At 43.7% G+C, this 1,700-nt stretch carries 1 protein-coding gene and 2 pseudogenes; all 3 read left to right on the top strand.

Going from position 1 to position 1,700, the window contains the following annotated elements; all coding sequences use genetic code 11:
- Positions 1 to 279: pseudogene (locus tag B9T16_RS28450) on the top strand (hypothetical protein); the annotation flags it as partial.
- Positions 228 to 1,046, top strand: a pseudogene (locus tag B9T16_RS28445) (group II intron reverse transcriptase); the annotation flags it as partial. The pseudogenes B9T16_RS28450 and B9T16_RS28445, both read left to right, overlap by 52 nt.
- Before the next feature lie 306 nt (positions 1,047 to 1,352).
- Positions 1,353 to 1,700 (top strand): IS630 transposase-related protein (locus B9T16_RS28440; protein WP_410246362.1); only part of this gene is annotated, 348 nt, incomplete at its 3' end.

Here is a 1,700-nt window from a genome sequence, read left to right as displayed (position 1 = left end):
GCTATAATAGGAGGCTCACAACTTCCTCCGTTCTAACGTTCTGTCTTGACCCTGAGTTCCCTGCCTTGCTTAGATTTCTCCAAGCGTCGGGACATATAAACAGTTATGGGATGGTCTAGGGATAAGAATGAGAGTGCGTCTCCCTATATTTCACCAAGGGGTGAAAGTCCCACTAAGAGGTTATTTCGGGCATTGCAGCCCTATTTCACTCCTAAACGTTTCGCACCAATCCCATTGAGTATAACGGCAAGACTGAAGAACCCGGGTTTGATTTTCTAGGATTCAACTTTAGGCAATATCCGGTAGGAAAATATAAATCTGGAAAAACTGGTGGAGCAGCAAGCCGATTAATCGGTCACAAAACTCACATTAAACCCAGCAATAAAGCAGTTAAAGCCCATACTGAAGTGATTAAGGGTGTAATAAAACAACATAAAACAGCACCCCAATCAGCCCTGATAAGCAAACTAAACCCAATAATAAAGGGATGGTCAAACTACTATTCAGGGGTTGTCTCAACAGAGACCTTTGTTAAGCTAGATTATCTAATCTGGCAAATGTTACGGGCATGGACAGTATCAAGATGCGGAAAGGCAAACCACGAAAAGCTAAGAAACTATTTCAGACATGGAACGATTAAACTTAGCAATGGGAAAGAAAGACATGAATCTTGGTTGTTCTAGACTAAAGATGGATGCCAACTATGGAAACATAATTGGACTCCGATTGTCAGACACACCCTGATACGCCCTGACGCAACACCATACGACGGAAATTGGACTTACTGGGCAACCAGACGAGGACAGGCAATTGAAACGCCAAATAGGGTAGCAAAACTACTCAAAAAGCAAAAAGGTAGGTGTACCTGGTGTGGACAGTATTTCGCGCCATCGGATTTAGTTGAAGTAGACCACATTGTACCTCGAAGCCTAGGCGGAAAGGATGAATACAAGAATCTTCAGTTATTACATCGCCACACCCGCGATGATAAGACGGCACTCGACAACGCCAACGCTGTATCCTTAACAATGGAGCAGTCAGATTAGGAGCCGTATGAGGTGAAAGTCTCAAGTACGGTTTTGTATGGGAGGGGGAGATGGCGACATCTCTCTCGACCCCTACTACCAAAAATCTGTCAATGCCTCAATAGTAACTAGGGTTAAGTCCACATAACTATCAGTATCCGTCCTTGCTAGTATTGGATCACACAGGGTCATAACAATTGTGGCATAAATCTTGACAATTATTTGTTTTGTGATATACAACTCCCATAGTACACCGAACAAATATAGCACCAGACAGGATAGTTAGGACGTATAATGGAGAGGACGAGATGACTAAGAAGACCAAAAATGCCAGCCCCCTATAGTTACGACCTCAGACAAAAAGTTATTGATGCAATTGAACTAGACGGTATGCCCAAAACAGAAGCCAGTCAAGTTTTCCATGTCAGCCGGAACACTATCAATCTCTGGCTGCAAAGAAAAGCACAGACCGGWGACTTCCTCCCTAAACCTAATCACCGACCTGGYMATARCCACAAAATTACCGACTGGCAAAAATTCAAGGCTTTTGCCCAAGAGCATGGCGATCAAACCTCCGCTCCAATGGCTGAACTTTGGGATGAAGAAATCTCTCCTGCCACCATATCCAGAGCCTTGAAGACAATTGGCTTCACCGGAAAAAAAAAATTACGGCTA

The organism is Arthrospira sp. PCC 8006 (genome assembly GCF_046480465.1).
GTDB lineage: Bacteria > Cyanobacteriota > Cyanobacteriia > Cyanobacteriales > Microcoleaceae > Limnospira > Limnospira platensis.
The sequence above is the reverse complement of the archived record's forward strand: the minus strand, read 5'-3'. Positions and strand labels throughout refer to the sequence as shown.